This window comes from Thermus composti (assembly GCF_014647535.1).
GTDB lineage: Bacteria > Deinococcota > Deinococci > Deinococcales > Thermaceae > Thermus > Thermus composti.
On sequence record NZ_BMPJ01000037.1, the window covers coordinates 1 to 14,429 of the forward strand.

The window sequence follows — 14,429 nt, forward strand, 5'->3', positions numbered from 1 at the left end:
CTGAACGGGCACGTGGAAAGGATGCAGCGGACCTTTAGGGAGGAGTTCTACACCCGGTCGTTGCCCTCACAGATTCCCGAGTTGCAGAGGGAGCTTGACGCCTACCTGGACCATTACAACCGTGAGCGACCCCACCGGGCCTTGGGGGGCCTGGCTCTTTTGGAGTACCTGGCTAGAATACGGGGGGAGACGGTCCCCGCAGAGTCTCAGATGTGCTGACCGACTACAATCTACTTGACGGGAGGCCCTTGCCGGTCTAGACTAACCTTTGCGCGCCGGGGAGTAGCGCAGCCTGGTAGCGCACACGCTTGGGGTGCGTGGGGTCGTCGGTTCAAATCCGGCCTCCCCGACCAGCGCAAAATCCCCCGCCAAGGAGCGGGGGGTTTTCCTTTAAGCTTAACCCCATGGACCGGGACGCCCTCGTCCAGTACCTAAACGCCTACCTGCGGATCGGCGACTTCCCCCAGGACCCCTCCCTAAACGGCCTCCAGGTGGAAGGGAAGGGGGAGGTCAGCAAGGTGGGGGCGGCGGTGGACGCCGCCGAGGCCATCTTCCAAAAGGCCCTAGAGGAGGGGGTGGACTTCCTCCTGGTCCACCACGGCCTCTTCTGGGGGAAGCCCTTCCCCATCGTGGGCCACCACCGGCGCCGCCTAAGGCTCCTCTTCCAGGGGGAGATCAACCTCTACGCCGCCCACCTCCCCTTAGACGCCCACCCCGAGGTGGGCAACAACTTCGTCCTGGCGCGCGCTTTGGGCCTCACCGAGCTCAAGCCCTACGACGTGGGGGTGGAGGGGCGCTTCCCCAAACCCACCCCTTTGGTGGAGGTGGCGGACCTCCTGGGGCGGCTTACGGGGATGCAGCCTTTGGTGCACCAGGGAGGGAAGGACCTGGTGGAGCGGGTGGTGGTGGTCTCCGGGGGGGCGGCGAATCTGGTGGCGCGGGTGGAGGCCGACCTTTTCATCACCGGGGAGCCCAAGCACAGCGTCTTCCACGAGACCTTTGAGCGAGGGCTCAACGTGATCTACGCCGGCCACTACGACACCGAGGTCTTCGGGGTCAAGGCCTTGGCCGAGCACCTAAGGGAACGCTTCGGTCTCCCCTGGGTCTTCCTGGACCATCCCACGGGGCTTTAGGCCATGGAAGGGGTTTTTCTGAGCCTCGAGGGCCTGGACGGCGCCGGCAAGACCACCCAAGCCCGCCTCCTGGCCCGCTTCCTGGAGGGAAAGGGCCTAAGGGTCCTCCTCACCCGGGAACCCGGGAGCGGGCTTCCCCAGGTCCGGAACCTCCTCCTAAAGGAGGCCCTTTCCCCTGAGGCGGAATACCTCCTCTTCAGCGCCGACCGGGCGGAGCACGTGCGCAAGGTCCTCCTTCCCGCCCTCCGGGAAGGAAGGTGGGTGGTCTCGGACCGCTACCTGGACTCTAGCCTCGCCTACCAGGGCTTCGGGCGCGGCCTTCCCCTTTCTTGGCTCCTGGAGGTAGCCCAAAGGGCCACCCTGGGGCTCAAGCCCCGGCTCACCTTCCTCCTGGACCTCCCCCCCGAGGAGGCCCTAAAGCGCCTTCCCCGCCCCGACCGGATGGAGGCGGCGGGGCTCGCCTTCTTCCAGAGGGTTCGGGAGGGCTACCTGGCCCTAAGCCGGGCTGAGCCCGAGCGCTTCCGCGTCCTGGACGCCACCAAACCCCCCGAGGCCCTCCACCGGGAGATCCTTCGCCACCTCCTCCCCCTTCTGCCATAATGGCCCCATGGGCCGCCTTTTTCCCCTCCTGGCCCTGGGCCTTTTCGCCCTGGCCCAGGGGCTCACCTTTCCCAAAAGCACCCTTTACGTGGAACAGGGAGGGAGGCGCTACCTCCTGAAGGTGGAGGTGGCCGACACCCCAAGCCGGCAGGCCCAGGGCCTCATGTTCCGCAAAAGCCTCGGGGAGGACGAGGGCATGGTCTTCCTCTTCCCCGCCCCCACGGCTTCGGGCTTCTGGATGAAGAACACCCTGATCCCCCTCTCCATCGCCTTCTTTGACCGGCAAGGGACGATCCTCCGCATCCTGGACATGGAGCCCTGCCCCAAAGACCCCTGCCCCGTCTACTACCCGGGCGTGGTCTACCAGGGGGCCCTCGAGGTCAACCAGGGTTGGTTCCAAAGGCGGGGCCTCACCCCCGGGGCCCGGGTGGGGGGCGAGGCCCTGCGCCTCTGGCCTAGCCGCTAGTGGAACGGAACCCCTTCCTTTCCCTCATCGCCTTCGCCCTCTTGGTGCTCCTTTCCGTGGTCTCCTTCCTGGGGTACCTCCTGGCCGCCCGCCGCCTCCAGACCCCTCCTCCTCCCGAGACCCTCACCGTCCTCACCCGGGAAGGCCCCAGGATCCTCAAAGGGCGCCTGGCCCGAACCCCCGAGGCCTGGCGGCTGGGCCTCGGCCTAAGGAAGGAGCCCCTTGAGGCCCTCCTCTACCTCTTCCCCGAGGCCACGGACGCCCCTTTTAGCGCCCAAGGCTACCGCTTCCCCGTGGTGGTGGCCTTCCTGGACGGGAAGAACCAGGTGCTCAAGGTGGTGCGCCTAAACCCCGGGGAAAGCGTGGCCCCCGGGACCCTTTACCGAGGGATCCTCGAGGTCAAAGAGGACTTGGTCCCCCTAGCCCCGGGGGACCAAGTGGTGCCCTAAGTACCCCACCGCGGCTTTCGCCGCGGTGGGGGCCCCAAAAGGAGTTTCCTAAGCTTCCTTTCGGGCACCTCGTGTTGCGAAACCACCGTGCGGCCGCTTAGTCCTCCTTCTTGTCCTCGGACTTCTCCTCGGACTTTTCGCTCTTCTTGGCGTAGTCCTTCACGTGCCAGCCCGACCCCTTGAAGATGATGGCCGGAGGGGTGATCACCCGCTTCAGGGGTTCGCCCGTCTCGGGGTGGACCTTCAGGGGTTCGTCGTGGAAGCCCTGCTCAAACTCGTAGTAGTTGCCCGTCTCCAAGCCCTTGTAGACGTAGACCGGCATACCCTACCCTCCCACCGGGGATTTTGACACTTAAACAACTTGAGTGTCAAGACCCCGGGTGGTAGGCTACGCCCGTGGACAAGGCCGCCCTCAGGCGCTGGGCCAAGGAAGTCTGGCGGGGGTTAGACCGGGACCGCCTCGCCCAAGAGGTCCTCCGCGCCCTCCTCCCCTGGCTTGAGGCCCGGGGCTTTCGCCACATCCTCCTCTACCATCCCCTGCCCCACGAGCTGGACCTCCTCCCCCTCCGGGAGCGCTTCCCCGCCCGCTACTACCTGCCCAAGGTGGCGGGACGCACCCTAAGCGTCCACCCCTTCGGTCCCCTAGAACGGGGCCCTTTCGGCCTCCTGGAGCCCGCCACCCCCGCCGTGAACCCCGGGGTTTTGGACCTGGTCCTGGTGCCGGGCCTGGCCTTTGACCTCGAGGGCTTCCGCCTGGGGCACGGGAAGGGCTTTTACGACCGCTTCCTCCCCACCCTAAAGGCCCTCCGCCTCGGCATCGCCCCCAAAGCCCTTCTCCTCCCCCGCCTGCCCCGGGACCCCTGGGATACCCCCGTGGACTACCTGGCCACCGAGGAAGGGGTCTTCCCGGTCAAAAGCCCCGGCCTCCCCTCCCCCGACCCGCTACACTAAGGGGCATGCGGGGTGCCCTCCTGGACTGGGACGGGGTCCTCCTCCTTCTGGACGAAGAGGCCCTCTACCGGAAAGCCCTGGCCCTCGCCCTGCAAGGGGCGGGCCGGGAAAGGGCTTTTGGGGTTTTGGCCCGGGCCTTGGGGCGGATCGGCGAGGCGGTGCGGCGCCTCGAGGTGCGCACCCTCGAGGAGGAGGCCCGCTTCTGGCAGGGCCTAATCCGGGAGGCGGCCAGGGACCTGGGCCTTCCCCTTAGGGCCCTGGAGGGCCTCCGCTACTACCACTTTCTGCGCCAAGCCCCGGGGGCGGAGGCCCTCCTCCAAAGCCTCAAGGCCCGGGGGCTCAAGGTGGGGGTCCTCTCCAACACCCTGCCAAGCCTCAAGGAAAGCCTGGCCCACCACGGCCTCGCCCGCTACGTGGACGGCTTCTTCGCCTCCTGCGCCCTGGGGGTGGCCAAGCCCGACCCCAGGGCCTTCCTCCTGGCCCTCGAGGGCCTCGGCCTCGCCCCCGAGGAGATCCTCTACCTGGACGACGACCCGGAAAACGTGGAGGCCGCCCGGAGGCTTGGCCTAAGGGCGGAGGTCTACACCCCCTCTTCCCGGGCCCAGGGCCGAAGCCCGGCCTAAAGCACCGGCAGTTCCGCCACCGTGGCCACGGGGATGGCAGGGTTCCCCTGGCGGAAGACCGCCAGGCGCCCCACCACCTGCCCCCCGGCCCGCTGGACCATCCGCTCCATGGCCTTCATGGTCTCCCCGCTGGCCACCACGTCGGAGACCAGGGCCACCTTCTGGTTGAGGAGCTTCTCGGCGAAGCGCCGGTCCAGCCAGAGCACTTCCCCCACCCCGAGAGTCAGGGTTTGGACCTCTTGGATGATGGGGTCCTCCATGTAGGGGCGGCGGCGCCTCCGGGCCACCACGTAGGGCAGGCCCAGCTCCTCGGCGAGGACATGGGTGAGGGGGATGGGGCTCGTCTCCGTGGTGAAGAGGACCTCGGTCTCCTTGGGCACCAGGGGCTTTAGGGCCAAGGCCGCGGCCCGGGTGAGCTCCGGGTCCCCCAGGAACTCCACCAGGGGGATGCGCCTTCCCGGCAGGGGTTCTATGAGGGGCATGTGCCGGGTGACGCCACCTAGGGTGATGGGATAGGTCTCCATAGGGCCCTCCTACTCGGGTTTAAACAGGGGGAGGTGGCCCAGGGCGATCACGTCCTGGCGCGGGGTCCCCTCGGTAAAGACCGCCAGGACCGCCACCACCTGCCCCCCCACGCCTTCAATGAGCTCGCGAAGCCCCGCCAGGGTGGAACCGGTGGAAACCACATCGTCCACGATGGCCACTTTCTTGCCCCGGATCCGGGGAATATCGGCCCCGTCCAGGACCAGAAGCTGGGGCTTGCCCGTGGTGATGGAAACCACCTCCCGGCTCACCGGGTTGATCATGTAGGGCTTTTCGGTCTTGCGGGCCACCACGTAGGGCTTCCCGGTAAGGCGGGAAAGGGCGTGGGCCAGGGGCACCGCCTTGACCTCGGGGGTGACCAGGGTTTCTACCTCGGGCGGCAGGCGCTGGGCCAAGGCCTCAGCGGCCGCCTCGGTGAGCTCGGTGTCCCCCAGAAGGTTAAGGAGGGCCACGGCCACCCCGGGCCCCACCTGAACGATGGGAAGCTCCCTCCTAACCCCGGCGATCTCCACAGGGTAGGTCCTCACGGGCCCAGTCTATACTGGAGGTATGCTCGGCGCCAAGATTGAGACCCTGGGCGTGGACCCGCAAAACGGGAGCGTGGTGGTCCTCCTCAGGGCGGAAAACCAGAAGCTTCTCCCCATCGTCATCGGCCCCCTCGAGGCCCACCACATCGTGGTGGCCCTCCAGGGGGAAAAACCCCCAAGACCCCTCACCCCCGACCTCCTTCTCTCGGTGATGGAGATGCTCCAGGCCAAGCTCAAGCGGGTGGAGATCACCGACCTTAGGGACGGAACCTTTTACGCCCGCCTCATCCTGGAGCACCGGGGGATTGAGCTGGAGGTGGACGCCCGCCCCTCCGACGCCATGGCCCTGGCCCTACGGGCCCAGGCCCCCATCCTGGTGGCTGAGGAGGTCCTGGACAAAGCCGGGGTGGAGGAGGCCAGCCTCAAGCCCCACGGAGCGGCAGAAGCCTAAGCGCCCCCCTTTGGCGCAAGGAGCCTATGCTTCGCAACCGAGGGACGGGCGCTCGCCTCTTCCGCTTCCTCATCCCCTTTCTTTTCGCCCTCACCCCGGTCCAAGCCCAACGCCTGGGGGTGATCGGGGACTGGGGGGCAGGCACCCAAGGACGGGCCCAGGTGGCGGCCCTCCTTCGCCAGGAGCACGCCCAAAGCCCCCTCGCCGCCCTCCTCACCACGGGGGACAACTTTTACCCCAGAGGGCGGGTGGTGGAGGCCTACCTCCAAGACCTCCCCCCCGTCCCCCTCTACCCCGCCTTCGGCAACCACGACGCCCCGAACCTCGAGGCCCAGCTCCGCCGCTTCGGCCTGGAGAGGCCCTACTACCGGGTCCGCTTCAGCGGCCTCGAGGTCTTCGTCCTCTACACGGAAGGCGACCTCAGGGCCCAGAGGGCCTGGCTAGAGGAGGCCCTCCAAGGCTCCACCGCCCCCCTCAAGGCCCTCCTCCTCCACCGCCCCCTCTACTCCTCGGGGCTCCACGGGGGAAGCCCCACCCTAAGGAGCCTCTTCGAGCCCCTCCTCCGCCGCCACGGGGTGGCCCTGGTCCTCGCGGGCCACGACCACCACTACGAGCGCCTGGAGGTCCAAGGCCTCCTCCACGTGGTGACGGGAGGCGGGGGCGCGGGCCTCTACCGCACCCGTCCGCCCCTCCCCTGGAGCCGGGCCCTGGCCGTGGCCCACCACGCCCTTTTCTTGGAGGTGGGGGAAAAGGGCCTTTCAGGCTACGCCCTGGACCCCCAAGGCAAGGCCTTGGACCGCTTTTTTATCCCCATCCGCCCATGACGTGGACGTGGACGTGGAAGACCTCCTGCCCTCCCTTTTCCCCCACGTTCACCACGAGGCGGTAGCCCTCGAGGCCCAGGCGCCGGGCCACCCGGTTGGCGGTGCGGAAGAGGGCCCCGAGCTTCCTTTCCCCTTCCTCGCTATCGGGGTAGTCGGAAAGCTTCTCCACGTGCTCCTTGGGGACCACCAGGACGTGCACCGGGGCCTTGGGCCTTATGTCGTGGAAGGCCACGAAGCCCTCGTCCTCGTAGACCTTTTTGGAGGGGAGTTCCCCGGCGATAATGCGGCAGAAGACGCACTCCATGGAAAGCATCCTACCGCACGGGAAGCTCCAAGGGCCCCCTGACCTCTTCCTTCACCCCTTCCACCCGGCCCAAAAGGACGTACCCCTCCACCCCCTCCACCCGGGCCCAGACCGTCTCCCCAGGACGGGCCTGGCCCAGGAGGCGGGCCTCGTAGTAGTCGGGGGTGTGGCCCAGAGCCTCACCCCCCTGCACCCGCTCCACCAGAACCTCCACCCGGCTTCCCAGCTTGGGCCGGATCCGCTCCTCGGCCAGGCGCTTCGCCAAGGCGATGAGCTCCTTGGTGCGCCGCTTCCTGACCTCCGGGGGCACCTGGGGCATGGAGGCGGCCCGGGTCTTGGGCCTCGGCGTGTAGGTGAAGGCGTGGACCCGGGTGGGCTTAAGCTCCTCCAGGAAGGCCAGGGTCTCCCGGTGCTCCTCCTCCGTCTCCGTGGGGAGGCCGGCGATCACGTCGGTGGTGAGGGCAAAGCCGGGGATGAGCTCGTAGGCCCTCTCCACCAAAGCCCGGTAGTAGGCCTTGTCGTAGCGCCGGCCCATGAGCTTGAGGAGCCGGTCCGAGCCCGTCTGCAAGGAAAGGTGGAGGTGGGGCCTGACCTCGGGGGCATACCGGCCGATCACCCGAAGAAGGTCCTCCCCCGTGTCCTCGGGCTCTATGGAGGAAAGCCGCACCTTGGCCCCCAGGTGGTAGAGGTCCTCCACCAGGCCCGCGAGGCCCCTCGGGTGCCCCTGGTAGCTTCCCAGGCGCACCCCGGTGAGGACGATCTCCTGGATCCCCAGGCGCAAAAGGGCCTCGGCCTCGGCCAAAACGTCCCGGTAGTCCCGGTGGCGCTCCTTGCCCCTAAGCCTCGGGATGATGCAGTAGGCGCAGCCCGCCTGACACCCGTCTTGCACCTTCAAGAAGGCCCGCACCCGGCTATTCAAAAGCCCCCTTTCCCCCGCCCCCCAGAACTCGTTGGGCGGGGTGGTGATGGGGTCCGAGGGGAGGCCGAAGTGCTCCAGGATCACCCGGGGAAGCTCGGCCTTACGGGCGTTGGGGACCACCGCATCCGCCCCAAGCTCCTTTAGCACCTCGGGGGCGAGCTCGGCGTAGCACCCCGTGACCACGATGAAGGCGTGGGGGTTGTACCGCCTCGCCCGGCGCACCTCCTTGCGGGTGTCCGCCTCCGCCGTGGTGGTAACGGCGCAGGAGTTGATGACCACGAGGTCCGCCCCCCCCGCTTCCACCGGGACCACCTCCGGCTCCAAGGCCTTGAGGAAGCCCAAAAGGGCCTCGGTCTCTACCTGGTTGACCTTACACCCCAGGGTGCGGAACGCGGCGCGCATCCCTCCCATTCTGCTATAAAAAGGGCAGCCGGAGAATGTGGGCGGTGCACTTGCCGTGAGAATCCCAAGGGTTGTAGTATCCCAAGGGCATACCCCAAGATATGGGGTACCTGGAAAGGAGCGGGATTCCTATGGAGCTTTTTGACGAACACGCGCAGGCCATCGCCAAGCGCCAGTATTTGCAGCCCGGGGACGGGGATATCCTCGGTATGTTCCGCCGGGTGGCCCGGGAAATCGCCAAGCCCGAGAAGCCTGAGGAAAGGGCCTACTGGGAAGAGGCGTTCTTCCGGTTGATGAGCCAGAAGCGCTTCTCCCCGGGCGGCCGGATCCTCGCCGGGGCGGGCACGGCCCACGGGAACCTCCTGAACTGCTTCGTCCAAGGGGCCACGGAAAACCCCCCGGAAAGCTTCCAGGGCGTCATGGAGGTGGCCAAGAAGCTCGCCCTGGTCACCAAGGTGGGCGGGGGAAACGGGGTGAACCTGGACCCCTACCGCTCCAAGGGGACCCGCAAGCGGAAACCTGTGCGGGGCGTGGCCTACCTCTCGGTGGACCACCCCGACGTGGAGGACTTCATCCGGGGCCTCATGCGCCCCCCCATCAACCCCGAGGGCCCCAAGGAGGAGATCGCCCTCAAGAACTTCGCCCGGGTGGTCTACGGGAAGATCCCCCCCGAGCTCAAGGCCCTGGCCGAGGCCCACGGGGTGCAGACCATGGAAGAGCCCCCCCAAAACCGGATCCTCGTCCCCGACGACATGGGGGGGATCATCGAGGCCGCCAAGGAGGCGGCGGACCTGGCCCGGAAGGGCCAAGAGCCCCACGTGGACTTCTCCCTCCTAAGGCCCGAAGGGGCCCCCATCCGGGGAAGCGGAGGGACGAGCTCGGGGCCCGTGAGCTTCCTCTATGAGATCTTTGACAACTTCCTGGAATGGGTGGCCTGGGGGGCCGAGGAGGCGGGCCCGGTGGCCACCCTGCGCTACGTCTACGCCAGCGTGCTTCGGGTGGTGCGCCAGGGGGGTACCCGCCGCGGAGCGGGGATGGCCACCCTCTCCATAGACCACCCCGACCTCCTGGACTTCCTCACCGCCAAGGACCTGGACCGGGAGAAGGCGGAGGGGGACATCTCCACCTTCAACATCTCCGTCCTGGCCACGGACCGCTTCCTCGAGGCGGTGGAAAAGGACGCGCTCTGGCCCGTGACCCCCATTGAGGTCCCGGGGAAGTACTACCCCTACCCCTTGGAAGGCCCCTACACGGGGAAGCTCCCCTCCCTCCCCGAAAGGGAGGACGGGGCCAAGGCCATCCCCCTCTACGGGGGGAAGGTCCCCGCCCGCTGGCTCTGGCACGAGATCGCCTGGCACGCCTGGGCCACGGGGGAGCCGGGGCTCATCTTCGTGGACCGGGTGAACGCCCTCTCCGCCCTCAAAGGCCTGGGGGAGCGGTACCAGATTCGCTCCACCAACCCCTGCTTCGTGGGTGAGACCCGCATCCCCACGGAGCACGGCCTGGTGCCCATCGCCGAGCTGGCCCAAAAGGGAGAGGGTTTCTTCCTGGTCACCGACAACCGCGCTCCCCTCCACGGGCTAGGTGCGCCCTCCCCCTTCCCAGGCACCACCGTCCGGCGGGCGGCGCGGGCTTTCTTCACCGGGGTGAAGCCCGTAGTCCGCCTCCTCACCCGGGAAGGCCTCGCCCTCACCCTCACCCCTGACCACCTCCTCCTCACCCCGGAGGGCTACCGGGAGGCGGGAAGCCTGAAGCCGGGGGATAAGATCCTGGTGCAAAGCGGGGAGGGGCTCTTCCCCAAGGAGGAGGCCCTACCCGCCGCCGCTTTGGCGGTGGTCCGGGAGCGGGTGGCCGCCAGAGGCCGGGAAGATGGCCTTGGAAGGCTACCGTCCGCGCGCCTTCAAGAAAAGTACGCCAACCTCCCCACCCGCTGGAGCCGGGAGCTGGGCGTGGCCCTAGGCTGGCTCTTAGGGGACGGGTACCTCCGGGAAGACGGCGTGGGCTTTTACTTCTCCCGGGAAGACTTTGCCGCCATAAGCTGGCTTCCCGACCTCCTCCGGGACTGGTTCGGCGGGGGCACCCTCCAGGAAACGCCCTCCAACACCTACCACCTCCACTTCAACCGCATACCCACCGCCTTCTTCCAAGCCCTGGGGGTCAAGGCGGCCAAGGCCCCGGAAAAGCGGGTACCGGAAAGCCTTTTCCGCGCTCCCCGGGAGGCGGTGGTGGGCTTCCTCCAGGGGCTTTTCAGCGCCGACGGCTCGGTCCAAGTTAACCCCGGGAAGCAGGACGCCACCGTGCGCCTGGCCTCCTCGAGCCTGGGCCTCCTGCAAGACGTTCAGCTTCTCCTCCTCAACCTGGGAATCTACGGCAAAATCCACAAGCGCCGCCCCGCGGGTGCCAAACGCCTTCCCGACGGCCGCGGGGGGACCAAGCTGTACCCCACGGCCGCCCAGTACGAGCTGATCCTGGGGGCCGTGCACCGGGACCGCTTCACCCAGGTGGTGGGGTTCCTCCAGCCGGAAAAGCAGGCCAAGCTTCTGGCCTTCCTCCGGGAACGCCCCCGGGGGGCTTACCGCAAGCCCTTCGTGGCCACGGTGGAACGGGTGGAGCCCGCAGGCGAGGCTCCGGTCTACGACCTCACCGAGCCCGTGACCCACAGCCTGATCGCCAATGGCCTCGTGGCCCACAACTGCGGCGAAATCCCCCTCACCGTGGGCGAGCCCTGCGACCTCGGGGCCATGAACCTCGCCGCCTACGTGAAGGACGGGGCCTTCCAGATGGAGGAGTTCCGCAAGGACGTGCGCACCGCTATCCGCTTCCTGGATAACGTCCTTGACGTGAACCAGTTTGCCCTCCCCGACAACGAGGAGGCGGCGAAGAAGCTCAGGAGGCTCGGCCTTGGGGTCATGGGCCTCGCCGACATGCTCATCAAGCTGGGCCTCCCCTACGACTCGGAGGCGGCGAGGGAAAAGGTCTACGAGATCATGAGCGCCATGCGGGAGGAGGCCATCCGGGCTTCCGAGGAGCTCGCCAAGGAGCGGGGGGTCTTCCCCCTCTACGAGGAGCACAAGGAATACTTCCAAAGCCTTGGCATCAAGCCCCGGCGCAACGTGGCCCTCCTCACCGTGGCCCCCACGGGAACCACCAGCATGCTCATGGGGGTCTCCTCGGGGATTGAGCCCGTCTTCAGCCCCTTCGTCTGGCGGAGGATCGGCGGGGAGTACAAGCCCCTCCTCCACCCCCTCTTCGTGGAGCTCATGGAGGCCTACCCGCCCGCTCCCGGCTACGAGAAGGAGGGGAAGTGGGATTGGGAGAAGATCATCGCCGAGATCCAGAAGGACGGGCACGGCTCGGTGCAGAACCTCCCCTTCATCCCTGAGGCCATCCGCAAGGTCTTCCGCTGCGCCCACGACATCCACCCCTTGGACCACGTGCGCATGCAGGGAGTGGTCCAAAGGGCCTTTGACGCCGAGGGACTTGCTGCGAACTCACTCTCAAAAACCATCAACCTCCCCCACGAGGCCACGGTGGAGGACGTGGAGGCCGCCTACCTCGAGGCCTACCGCACCGGGTGCAAGGGGATCACCGTCTACCGGGACGGCTCCCGGGAGTTCCAGGTGCTCACGGTGAAGAAGGAGGAGAAAAAGGAGGAAGCCCCCAAGCCCACCGCCCAAGAGGCCTCGCCCAAGGCGGAGGCCAAGGAAGCCCCCAAGGCTTTGCCCACGGGCCCCGTCTACGAGCGCCCGGGGAGGCTTCTCGGCTTCACCGACATGGTGAAGCTCATGACCCCGGAAGGGGCCAAGCGGAGCTTCCTGGTCACGGTGAACCTCCTGGACGGGAAGCCCATTGAGGTGATCCTCACCTCGGGCAAGGCGGGGGACGAGGCCAACGCCGATAGCGAAGCCTTAGGCCGGGTGGTCTCCATCGCCCTCCAGTACGGGGTGCCCCCGGAGGCCATCATCCGTACCCTTCGGGGCATCAACGGCGGCCTTTACGGCACCTACCAGGGGAGGCTCGTCTCTAGCAAGGCGGACCTCATCGCCGTGGCCCTGGAGACCATCCCCAAGGCGCTAAAGGGGATGGAGGTCCAGGAAACTCCCCTGCCCGCCCTCTCGGGCGGGGGGATCGCCCTGCCGGGCGCCCTCCCTTGCCCGGTCTGCGGGGAAAAGACCTTGGTGAGGGAAGAGGGGTGCTACAAGTGCCAGGCCTGTGGCTACGCTAAGTGCGGCTAGCCGCCGAAGCCCGGGGCATGCGGGTCAAGGTCTGCGGCATCACCCGCCTCGAGGACGCCCTCCTGGCCGAGGAGCTTGGGGCCTATGCCCTGGGCTTCGTCCTCGCCCCGGGCTCCAAGCGGCGCATCCTTCCGGAGGCGGCCCGGAGGATCTCCGAGGCCCTGGGCCCCTTCGTGGTGCGGGTGGGGGTCTTCCGGGACCAGCCCCCGGGGGAGGTCCTCCGCCTCATGGAAAGGGCCAGGCTCCAGGTGGCCCAGCTCCACGGGGAGGAGCCCCCGGAGTGGGCCCTGGCGGTGGGCCGTTTCTTCCCGGTCATCAAGGCCTTCGCCCTGGAAGGCCCCGCCAAGGCCGCCTGGGCCGACTACCCCGCCTGGGCCCTCCTCCTGGACGGGAAGCTTCCGGGAAGCGGGAAGCCCTACCCCAGGGAGTGGGCCCAGCCCCTTTTGAAAACGGGGAAAAGGGTCATCCTGGCGGGGGGGATCACCCCGGAGAACCTGGGGGAGGTGCTTGCCCTAAGGCCCTACGCCCTGGACCTGGCGAGCGGGGTGGAGGCCGCCCCCGGGGTCAAGGACCCCGAAAAGCTCCGGGCCCTTTTCGCCCGGCTCAGGGGCCTATGATGGAAGGGTGATCGGCCACCACCCCTTCCTTCCTCACCTAAAGGCCCTGCTCCAGGCGGCGCGCCTGGCCCGGGGCATCCACGTCTACTACCTGGAAAAGGGCTTCAGCCAGGGGACCAAGTCCGGCCCCAACGACCTGGTGACCCAGGCGGACAAGGAGGCGGAGGAGGCCATCCGGGACTTCCTCCTCGCCCGCTTCCCCGAGGCGGGCTTCTTCGGGGAGGAGGGCGGAAGCCACGGGAGCAAGGAGATGCGCTTCATCGTGGACCCCCTGGACGGCACGGTGAACTACGCCCACGGCTTCCCCTTCTACGGGGTCTCCCTGGCTTTGGAGGTGGCGGGGCGGATAGAGGTGGGCGTGATCATGGACACCGCCCGCAACGAGACCTTCTACGCCCTCAGGGGAGGCGGCGCCTACCTGGACGGGCGGCCCATCCGGGTCACGGAACGAACCGAGCTCTTAGGAAGCCTCCTCGCCACGGGCTTCCCCTACGACGTGGCCAAGGACCCGGAGAACCTCACCTACTTTAGCCGCGCCCTTAGGCGGGGCCTTTTGGTGCGGCGCCCGGGGGCCGCCGCCTTGGACCTGGCCTACGTGGCCGCGGGGCGCCTCGAGGGCTTCTGGGAGGTGAAGCTCAACCCCTGGGACGTGGCCGCAGGCTGGCTTTTGGTGGAAGAGGCGGGGGGAAGGGTCACGGGCCTAAAGGGGGAGCCCTACGCCCTGGGCAACCGCTACATCGTGGCCACCAACGGGCGCATCCACGAGGCCCTCCTCCAGGTGCTCCAGGAGGATTTAGAATAGGAGCCATGAACGCCGAAGCCAAGAAGAAGGTCCTGAGGAGCTTCACCTACGGGCTTTACATCCTCACGGCCCAAGACGGGGAGGAGGTGGCCGCCGGCACGGTGAACTGGGTGACCCAGGCCTCCTTCACCCCGCCCCTCGTGGCCCTCGGGGTGAAGCGGGATAGCCACCTCCACGCCCTCATAGAGCGCACGGGCAGGCTCGCCCTCATGACCCTGGCCGAGGGCCAGAAGGCCATCGCCCAGGACTTCTTCAAACCCACCCAGCGGGAAGGCCAGGCCCTCAACGGCCACCCCTTTGAGCCCTCCCCCACCTTCGGCCTTCCCCTCCTCACCGAGCTCCCCTATTGGCTCGAGGCGGAGGTGCGGGAGATGGTGAAGCTGGGTGACCACAGCGTGGTGGTGGCCGAGGTGGTGGAGGCGGGGGTGCGCTACGAGGCCAAGCCCCTCGTCATGTGGGACACGGGCTGGTTCTACGGGGGGTAGCCCACCCCCCCTTGACAGTTCTTCTTTCCTCTGGTACTTTTTTCTTTGCGCTGCCTGGTGGGCGGCGGGGGATCTTGAAAGCTGGGGTGGATGGATGG

17 protein-coding genes, 1 tRNA gene and 1 pseudogene are annotated in these 14,429 nt (G+C 67.7%); 14 read left to right on the forward strand and 5 right to left on the reverse strand.

The window, feature by feature from the left end; all coding sequences use genetic code 11:
- From IEX93_RS10515 to IEX93_RS10540, 6 genes and pseudogenes are all read left to right on the forward strand, one after another.
- Positions 1-260, forward strand: a pseudogene (locus IEX93_RS10515) (integrase core domain-containing protein); the annotation flags it as partial.
- A 16-nt stretch (positions 261-276) separates the two neighbouring features.
- Positions 277-353, forward strand: a tRNA-Pro gene (locus tag IEX93_RS10520).
- 51 nt (positions 354-404) lie between these two features.
- Entirely contained in the window at positions 405-1,133 is a 729-nt protein-coding gene (locus IEX93_RS10525) for a Nif3-like dinuclear metal center hexameric protein (protein ID WP_188848150.1), read from the forward strand.
- Positions 1,134-1,136: 3 nt separating this feature from the next.
- A complete protein-coding gene (gene tmk / locus IEX93_RS10530; RefSeq protein ID WP_188848151.1) occupies positions 1,137-1,733 on the forward strand; it encodes a dTMP kinase in 597 nt (198 codons plus the stop codon).
- A gap of 7 nt (positions 1,734-1,740) precedes the next feature.
- A complete protein-coding gene (locus IEX93_RS10535) occupies positions 1,741-2,199 on the forward strand; it encodes a DUF192 domain-containing protein (protein ID WP_188848152.1) in 459 nt (152 codons plus the stop codon).
- On the forward strand, positions 2,199-2,648 hold the full coding sequence (locus IEX93_RS10540; protein WP_188848153.1) for a DUF192 domain-containing protein: 450 nt from the start codon (positions 2,199-2,201) through the stop codon (positions 2,646-2,648). Before IEX93_RS10535 ends, IEX93_RS10540 begins: the two co-directional genes overlap by 1 nt.
- 97 nt (positions 2,649-2,745) lie before the next feature.
- Here IEX93_RS10540 and IEX93_RS10545 read toward each other — a convergent pair whose 3' ends face one another.
- Positions 2,746-2,970 (reverse strand): FmdB family zinc ribbon protein, encoded by a 225-nt coding sequence (locus tag IEX93_RS10545; protein ID WP_188848154.1) that lies wholly within the window; start codon positions 2,968-2,970, stop codon positions 2,746-2,748.
- Between the two features lie 74 nt (positions 2,971-3,044).
- Here IEX93_RS10545 and IEX93_RS10550 point away from each other — a divergent pair, with 74 nt between their 5' ends.
- A complete protein-coding gene (locus tag IEX93_RS10550; protein WP_188848155.1) occupies positions 3,045-3,599 on the forward strand; it encodes a 5-formyltetrahydrofolate cyclo-ligase in 555 nt (184 codons plus the stop codon).
- Between the two features lie 5 nt (positions 3,600-3,604).
- The gene (locus IEX93_RS10555; RefSeq protein ID WP_188848156.1) at positions 3,605-4,222 is read left to right on the forward strand and encodes an HAD family hydrolase; all 618 of its coding nucleotides are present in this window, start codon (positions 3,605-3,607) and stop codon (positions 4,220-4,222) included.
- Here the strand turns inward: IEX93_RS10555 and IEX93_RS10560 are convergent.
- On the reverse strand, positions 4,219-4,746 hold the full coding sequence (locus IEX93_RS10560) for a type I phosphoribosyltransferase (protein WP_188848157.1): 528 nt from the start codon (positions 4,744-4,746) through the stop codon (positions 4,219-4,221). The genes IEX93_RS10555 and IEX93_RS10560 overlap by 4 nt on opposite strands.
- A gap of 9 nt (positions 4,747-4,755) precedes the next feature.
- On the reverse strand, positions 4,756-5,292 hold the full coding sequence (locus IEX93_RS10565) for a phosphoribosyltransferase family protein (RefSeq protein ID WP_188848158.1): 537 nt from the start codon (positions 5,290-5,292) through the stop codon (positions 4,756-4,758).
- A 22-nt stretch (positions 5,293-5,314) separates the two neighbouring features.
- On the opposite strand from IEX93_RS10565, the gene IEX93_RS10570 reads away from it, so the two are divergent.
- On the forward strand, positions 5,315-5,743 hold the full coding sequence (locus IEX93_RS10570) for a bifunctional nuclease family protein (RefSeq protein ID WP_188848159.1): 429 nt from the start codon (positions 5,315-5,317) through the stop codon (positions 5,741-5,743).
- 26 nt (positions 5,744-5,769) lie between these two features.
- Entirely contained in the window at positions 5,770-6,567 is a 798-nt protein-coding gene (locus IEX93_RS10575) for a metallophosphoesterase family protein (protein ID WP_188848160.1), read from the forward strand.
- Here the strand turns inward: IEX93_RS10575 and IEX93_RS10580 are convergent.
- Together IEX93_RS10580 and IEX93_RS10585 are read right to left on the reverse strand one after the other, a co-directional pair.
- Positions 6,548-6,871: a histidine triad nucleotide-binding protein gene (locus IEX93_RS10580; RefSeq protein ID WP_188848161.1), complete on the reverse strand. Its 324-nt coding sequence runs from the start codon at positions 6,869-6,871 to the stop codon at positions 6,548-6,550. The two genes, IEX93_RS10575 and IEX93_RS10580, sit on opposite strands and share 20 nt — an antisense overlap.
- A 10-nt stretch (positions 6,872-6,881) precedes the next feature.
- The gene (locus IEX93_RS10585; RefSeq protein WP_188848162.1) at positions 6,882-8,192 is read right to left on the reverse strand and encodes a MiaB/RimO family radical SAM methylthiotransferase; all 1,311 of its coding nucleotides are present in this window, start codon (positions 8,190-8,192) and stop codon (positions 6,882-6,884) included.
- Positions 8,193-8,323: 131 nt separating this feature from the next.
- Between IEX93_RS10585 and IEX93_RS10590 the strand changes: the two genes are divergently transcribed.
- From IEX93_RS10590 to IEX93_RS10605, 4 genes are read left to right on the forward strand one after another with little or no spacing between them, the layout of a single operon-like run.
- Complete coding sequence (locus IEX93_RS10590) at positions 8,324-12,427, forward strand: ribonucleotide reductase barrel domain-containing protein (protein WP_188848163.1); 4,104 nt, start codon at positions 8,324-8,326, stop codon at positions 12,425-12,427.
- A 17-nt stretch (positions 12,428-12,444) separates the two neighbouring features.
- Positions 12,445-13,044, forward strand: coding sequence for a phosphoribosylanthranilate isomerase (locus tag IEX93_RS10595; protein WP_188848166.1), 600 nt, complete (start codon positions 12,445-12,447; stop codon positions 13,042-13,044).
- A gap of 7 nt (positions 13,045-13,051) precedes the next feature.
- A complete protein-coding gene (locus IEX93_RS10600) occupies positions 13,052-13,846 on the forward strand; it encodes an inositol monophosphatase family protein (RefSeq protein WP_188848164.1) in 795 nt (264 codons plus the stop codon).
- 5 nt (positions 13,847-13,851) lie between these two features.
- A complete protein-coding gene (locus IEX93_RS10605; protein ID WP_188848165.1) occupies positions 13,852-14,331 on the forward strand; it encodes a flavin reductase family protein in 480 nt (159 codons plus the stop codon).
- Positions 14,332-14,429 lie beyond the last annotated feature (98 nt).

Bases quoted from the DNA above. Each gene is read 5' to 3' on its own strand.
- IEX93_RS10585 (WP_188848162.1), bottom strand. From the start codon at position 8,192: ATGCGCGCCGCGTTCCGCACCCTGGGGTGTAAGGTCAACCAGGTAGAG.
- IEX93_RS10545 (WP_188848154.1), bottom strand. From the start codon at position 2,970: ATGCCGGTCTACGTCTACAAGGGCTTGGAGACGGGCAACTACTACGAG.
- tmk (WP_188848151.1), top strand. From the start codon at position 1,137: ATGGAAGGGGTTTTTCTGAGCCTCGAGGGCCTGGACGGCGCCGGCAAG.
- IEX93_RS10535 (WP_188848152.1), top strand. From the start codon at position 1,741: ATGGGCCGCCTTTTTCCCCTCCTGGCCCTGGGCCTTTTCGCCCTGGCC.
- IEX93_RS10570 (WP_188848159.1), top strand. From the start codon at position 5,315: ATGCTCGGCGCCAAGATTGAGACCCTGGGCGTGGACCCGCAAAACGGG.
- IEX93_RS10580 (WP_188848161.1), bottom strand. From the start codon at position 6,871: ATGGAGTGCGTCTTCTGCCGCATTATCGCCGGGGAACTCCCCTCCAAA.
- IEX93_RS10590 (WP_188848163.1), top strand. From the start codon at position 8,324: ATGGAGCTTTTTGACGAACACGCGCAGGCCATCGCCAAGCGCCAGTAT.
- IEX93_RS10605 (WP_188848165.1), top strand. From the start codon at position 13,852: ATGAACGCCGAAGCCAAGAAGAAGGTCCTGAGGAGCTTCACCTACGGG.
- IEX93_RS10575 (WP_188848160.1), top strand. From the start codon at position 5,770: ATGCTTCGCAACCGAGGGACGGGCGCTCGCCTCTTCCGCTTCCTCATC.
- IEX93_RS10560 (WP_188848157.1), bottom strand. From the start codon at position 4,746: ATGGAGACCTATCCCATCACCCTAGGTGGCGTCACCCGGCACATGCCC.
- IEX93_RS10595 (WP_188848166.1), top strand. From the start codon at position 12,445: ATGCGGGTCAAGGTCTGCGGCATCACCCGCCTCGAGGACGCCCTCCTG.
- IEX93_RS10525 (WP_188848150.1), top strand. From the start codon at position 405: ATGGACCGGGACGCCCTCGTCCAGTACCTAAACGCCTACCTGCGGATC.
- IEX93_RS10555 (WP_188848156.1), top strand. From the start codon at position 3,605: ATGCGGGGTGCCCTCCTGGACTGGGACGGGGTCCTCCTCCTTCTGGAC.